Annotated in this window: 5 protein-coding genes and 3 pseudogenes; 1 reads left to right on the top strand and 7 read right to left on the bottom strand. The window is 38.7% G+C overall.

The genetic code is table 11. The features are described from left to right. The 7 genes and pseudogenes from BLR15_RS13920 to BLR15_RS13625 all read right to left on the bottom strand — a co-directional run. Nucleotides 1-92, bottom strand: a pseudogene (locus tag BLR15_RS13920) (IS6 family transposase); the annotation flags it as partial. A gap of 32 nt (nucleotides 93-124) precedes the next feature. Beyond that, nucleotides 125-331, bottom strand: a pseudogene (locus BLR15_RS13645) (YolD-like family protein); the annotation flags it as partial. 221 nt (nucleotides 332-552) lie between these two features. Further along, nucleotides 553-1,605, bottom strand: a complete 1,053-nt coding sequence (locus BLR15_RS13640; protein ID WP_092988331.1) for a 2,3-butanediol dehydrogenase — start codon at nucleotides 1,603-1,605, stop codon at nucleotides 553-555. Nucleotides 1,606-1,669: 64 nt separating this feature from the next. Then, nucleotides 1,670-1,801, bottom strand: a complete 132-nt coding sequence (locus BLR15_RS14430; RefSeq protein WP_281182411.1) for a hypothetical protein — start codon at nucleotides 1,799-1,801, stop codon at nucleotides 1,670-1,672. 160 nt (nucleotides 1,802-1,961) lie between these two features. Further along, entirely contained in the window at nucleotides 1,962-2,300 is a 339-nt protein-coding gene (locus BLR15_RS13635) for a hypothetical protein (RefSeq protein ID WP_092988329.1), read from the bottom strand. Between the two features lie 62 nt (nucleotides 2,301-2,362). Then, on the bottom strand, nucleotides 2,363-2,632 hold the full coding sequence (locus tag BLR15_RS13630) for a hypothetical protein (RefSeq protein ID WP_092988327.1): 270 nt from the start codon (nucleotides 2,630-2,632) through the stop codon (nucleotides 2,363-2,365). Nucleotides 2,633-3,105: 473 nt separating this feature from the next. Then, the gene (locus BLR15_RS13625; protein WP_176754176.1) at nucleotides 3,106-4,842 is read right to left on the bottom strand and encodes a hypothetical protein; all 1,737 of its coding nucleotides are present in this window, start codon (nucleotides 4,840-4,842) and stop codon (nucleotides 3,106-3,108) included. An 845-nt stretch (nucleotides 4,843-5,687) separates the two neighbouring features. Between BLR15_RS13625 and BLR15_RS13620 the strand changes: the two are divergent. Beyond that, nucleotides 5,688-5,779: pseudogene (locus tag BLR15_RS13620) on the top strand (IS6 family transposase); the annotation flags it as partial.

Below are 5,779 nucleotides of genomic sequence, written 5' to 3'. Positions count from 1 at the left end.
ATATCACGATAACTCAATGCATATCTTAGATAGTAGCCAACGGCTACAGTGATAACATCCTTGTTAAATTGTTTATATCTGAAATAGTTCATACAGAAGACTCCTTTTTGTTAAAATTATACTATAAATTCAACTTTGCAACAGAACCAGATATATCCTCATTGATAATAGGTTTTTCAATTTTTGCATTATCTTCAATCATTTTAAAAATTTTCTCATATTGTTCAGGCATTGTTGCAAAGGGTTGCCATTTTATCATTCCTCGCCCTTTTGGAATATTATTATTTAACTGCTCTCTTGGTATATTACGATAATCGTTTTCCATATACATCACCTGACATCATTATAATGTCAAGGGCAACAAGTAACCCATCAAATCAAAAAGGATTTAAGAAAGATATAGACACTAGTACTGAGTTGTACGAATTAATACCTTATGTGAATAGTGTCGGTTGGGAAGCAACAACATGATTTAATAAGTACCCTCATAAGTTTTAAGACAATCAAAAAACCACGCCAACGTTTAAAGTTGACGTGGTTGAAACCAGCTATTTATTTGTCGCCGCTCAGCTTCACAAGGATTTTCGACTGGCTCTTGTCATTCAACAATGCCTCGAATCCTTTGTCGACAATTTCGTTCAGTTCAATATGGTCACTGATGACCGGAAACGGGTCGATCTGTCCACTCTCTATCATCTTCACCGTCGCTTCAAAGATGTCCGGCTCATAGGCCAGGGTGGATGCGATTCGTACGCCGCTTGCAGTGAGGGACATCGGATTGAATTCAATCGGTTCTTCGAAGATCGACACGATGGTCACCATACCGCGAGCACGTGTCGCACGGATGGACTGATCTACTGTAACACTCACACCGGCCACTTCGAATGTCCGGTCAACACCGTCCGGATAATATTCTTGAATATATTCAATCGGATCTTCATTGCCGGAGTTGACGGCATGTGTCGCCCCTACTTCCTTCGCCTTCTTAAGTCGCTCATCGCTGAGGTCGAATGCAAAGATATCCTTCGCACCCGCAGCTCTGGCTGCGATGATTGTCAGAAGACCGATAGGTCCTGCGCCGAATACGGCAACGGAGTCACTGAATTTCATTTCGGATTCCCTGATTGCCTGAAGCGCCACTGCCGTTGGCTCCACCAGTGCACCAAGCTCAAGTGAAGTATCGTCTTCTAGCTTTACGACATTTTTCTTATCCACGACAACATAGTCGGCAAAGCCCCCGTCACTGCCGAGTCCAACGAAAGTGAACCCTTTGTACATGTCAACAAGCGGTTCCTTGTGTACTTCCTCCGTGATGAGCGGATTGATTGTTACCTTGTCTCCAGCTTTAAGACCTTCAACACCTGATCCTACTTCTTCCACAGTACCTGAAAACTCATGGCCCACGGTCAGCGGTGCCTTTCTGCCTGTCATTGGTGATGCTTCACCAATCGGGATGAAGATGGGACCTGCGTTATACTCATGGAGATCACTGCCGCAAATACCGGCCCAAGCAACTTTGACTTTAACTTTACCTTCGCTGATTTCCGGTGTTTCAACGTCTTCTACGCGAATATCCTTTGCATCATGAAATACTGCTGCACGCATATAAAGCCCTCCTATTTATTATCAGTTCACCTTCATACTACACCCATTCTGGAAAAAAAGAAAATTATAAATCTTCAACTTTACTTGAAATGCCTGCGTCTATATCATCATCACTCATATCATCAAATTGTTTTGCGAGTTCAGCGAATAAGTACTGACTTCTTAATGATAAATCACATACATAGTATTTAATCATACATTACTCATCCTTTACTGATTCCCTAAAGTGAGAGATCACTAGAGTATTTAATCAAGCAATCGTACATCCACATCGTGAGATTACTTCTATGTGTTACGAGTTATTAATATTTAGTTACTAGTTATCAATAATTAGTAATTGATAACTAGTAACCTTTTTATTTTTCATCCACGATAACAAATGTATAGGTGAAATTATTCAACTTAGCGTAGTCATAGAGTTTTTTGCTCCACGATGACACTCTTTTGTAAAGCTTTGACTGAACAATATTTGCTTCAATCTCCTTGTGAAACGCTTCGAGGTCATTATTACTTCTCATTGTAATTGCACTTTCTTTAAAGCGATATGTTTCTCCTACTTCGAATATGAAAATATCAATTTCTTCACTCATATAATCTGTATCAGATGACAATACTTCTAATGCTTCTTCGTAAGTATAGAGTGTATAACCAACACGCTTTAATCTCTGTTTTACAATTTCTAGTTCTGTATTCAATATCCTCACCATTCCTTTTCAAATTTTTGTAAAGCATAGAGTTGTAACTGTTATAGAGAAAGCTATGCTAAACATTTTTCAAGAATGTCATCAAAGTTTCTAATCGGTTTTTCGATGGATTGAATGTACTCTAAACATTTATCTACTGACAGTTCAAACCATCCACCGTAAGCAATGCAGTCACCCGTTATTTCTTCATTTTCAAAATCAATTACTACTGATACATCTTTTGTGGACAATGCACTTTGTTCTTCAAAGTCATATCTGTCTAAATCTACTTTCTGACCATCAACGAACGCTTGAATATTTTGACTGGCAACAATTTTTTTCATATTTTCTTCTCCTTTTCAATTTTTCTAACACTTGCTTTTAGAAGCAGTGAAAGTAGTATGTTGTTGTTTACAATGCACGTAGATCAACGCATCGAGCAGATTGTCAACGATACGGAGTACACGACAGTGCTTGTCGTTGCGATCTGATTGTGCAGTTGATAGTGTATGGTCGTAAACACAGCATCTTTCAATGATTCGTGAAAGTGGGGGAGCCACTTGAATTCTAATCAAGAAATCGAAAATTATTGACATGAGATTGCTTTCCTACACCTGATTGAATAAAAAAGGATTCCATTATGGAATCTCTTCATAATGAATTTATACCTTAACGGTGAGATGATAGGGGAGTGATAATGGAATTGCCAAAGTTCCGTTATCCATTGCCTTAAAACTAACTATTCATATGTATAATATAAAAGAGCCGAAGACCATTGATCTCCGGCTATGTCTTTATTCAACTAATAAATTTAAAGTTATAAAAGTTTGTTTTTAAAGTCTTCTCGAAATGCCTTCTTTTTATCACCTTCATTTGAGAAGAATTTTATCCCCAACAATCTAACGTCCTCATTCTCAGAAAGCACTTCTATATTCTCATTTTCACTTAATGCCAGCAAGAACTCTTCTTTCCAGCGGTCTTCCAACTGCAAATGGCCGCCTTTGGGTTCCAGGAAGACCTGGTAAGTGTAAGCTTCCCCTTGTAGATAAAGCAAGAAGTCCGGCATGAAGCCCCGTGTGCCATTGATCTCGACGATCTTCACTTTGCGTTCATTTCGAATGAGATAGACTTCTTGGTATTTTTCTTTCAGTTGTTCGACATAGTCATTGATGAAATCAATGAACGCGCTCTCTAAACCGTTGACGATTGCCTTATCGTAGACATACCAATGATTATCTCGCATATTCCGTTTCTGTAGCGTCTCACTCATAGTCGACACCTTAGAATTGACCTTATTCAGTTCAATATAATAGTCATCGATCATTTCAGACATGGCCACCCCTTCGAATACAGGTGTGCCACGCTCTTTCATATAGTTTGCCTTGATCTTCTTCTCTACATAATCCAGATATTTCTCCACCATTTTGAGCTTACTCAATGGACTTAAATCATGCAGTTTCAATCCCAGTGGCAGAGAAACATAAAACGTTAATTCTCCAAGAAAGTTAGGACTTTCAATGAAATCCTTCATGCTCGATAGGGCCGGAATATAGGATTTGAAGTTGTTGAAGTGAAAGAATGGCTTTCTCTGTAGCGCCTTTCGGATATAGATGCGCTCAACAGGCCATGTCGATTCATGCGTCTGTCCAGGGTTTGGATGTGCCTGTCGTTTACCATAGTGCTGTTCCACGGTGAGTTCATATGGCACCTCATAATCGGTCGTCACATTGTAGTGGGAGAGTGTCCGATAATCATCCGCAGTGGTTTGCTCCAGTTTATTGATATAAATTTTACCGTCCTTGAATACGGGACTCTTTTTAAAGGCCGGTTTGAGTTTCGCTTCCAATCGGTCGTATTCGTCCTCTTTCACTTGGATACTGGCCGATTCGAGTGATTTTTCCAGATTTTTAATATACGCATTTTCATTAATCGTATGATAATGCAGACTCTCAATGACTTTGAGATCCGTCTGAATCAAATCAAACCGCCTTGTATAGGAACGCTGTCCGTTGTATTCAAACGGGTAGTACCGGGCGCCGCGACCGATCAGCTGGGCTTCACTGTCTGTCGTGGTTTTCGTTGAAGTGGCGCCCTCACTGATTCTCACAATATCGAATAGATTCAATACATCCCAACCTTCATTCAGCTTTGCGACGGCAAAGATGGCCCGAATCGGGTTGTTATCTTCTTCTAATGTATTCAACAATAAGGCATTATCTTCCGAGAGGAAGGCTTTATCATTGGCATTCAGGATGGTTTCTTCTGTGAAGTCCCACTGCAAGTCACGGATGACTTCAGGCAATGACTGCTTTTTATAATACTGGAACATCTTGTGCCATATACTGTTTTCATGCTTGTAGGTGGCATAGCCAAGATTGATGGTATGGGACAGACTGTCTACGGTCAGTGACTGTACTGTGTTTAATAGGCGGTCATTCGCCGATAGGGATGTCGCAATCTTGTTGGACTTGAACAGAATAATCGGCTTTAATGTGATGCCATTCTCCTGGGCCACATACTTCCAGTACTGACTGATGATTGTGAATGTGATCAAATTCTTGGAGATTGTGCAAATGGCACAATTGATCCTGGGTGGTATTTGGTTGCTACATGGGCTTATGAGAAAAACTGTGTATAAAAAAATGATTAAACAATCCATGCTGTTATAAATGATATATTCGACTCTTTCAATAAATTATGAGATGATTGCGACGATTGACATATTAGACAAAACAAAGCTCTAAGGAGTGAAATAATGAATAGGAAAACTAAATATATCATTATTCTCATTATCGTTATTGGTCTTGGTATGGGTTTACTTGGGTATTTTGGCTTTATGGAATTTATAAGAAATTTTCCAATGAATGGTTAATATTTTATATCTGCCCAGTACAATCAGTCTAATGATGTAGGAACGACGCACATTCAAGTGAAGCTTATACCAGATGGAGTGAAACTAAGGTATATGTCATTAAAGACTTGAGCGAAACACCGCCTCTTCAGTAGCCATTTATTATAGTTTGATTTTTTTAAAATTTATAAAATGAAAAGGAAAATTAGAGGGATTATAGTCACTTGAGAGTAGTTAGACGGCATGTTCATTTTGTCCGGGATTATTTTCAAATCCGACCGTTCCATCAAGAGGGTAAAAAGGTAAGAGTGGATATAATGACGATACTATCCTACAGTAAAGATGACTTATTTTGGATGTCCTTAAAAAATCTCGATCGCTTAGGCGGTCGTGATTTTTTTGTTAAGGGTTGTTATTAAGAGCAAAAAGAAGTCCCATGATAATAGGAATCAATATAATAAAAATAATGATGAATAGCGGTATAAGCAATCCGGTTCTGTTGCAAAGTTGAATTTATAGTATAATTTTAACAAAAAGGAGTCTTCTGTATGAACTATTTCAGATATAAACAATTTAACAAGGATGTTATCACTGTAGCCGTTGGCTACTATCTAAGATATGCATTGAGTTATCGTGATAT

Source organism: Lacicoccus qingdaonensis (genome assembly GCF_900101075.1).
Taxonomy (GTDB): Bacteria; Bacillota; Bacilli; order Staphylococcales; family Salinicoccaceae; genus Lacicoccus; species Lacicoccus qingdaonensis.
The sequence above is the reverse complement of the archived record's forward strand: the minus strand, read 5'-3'. Positions and strand labels throughout refer to the sequence as shown.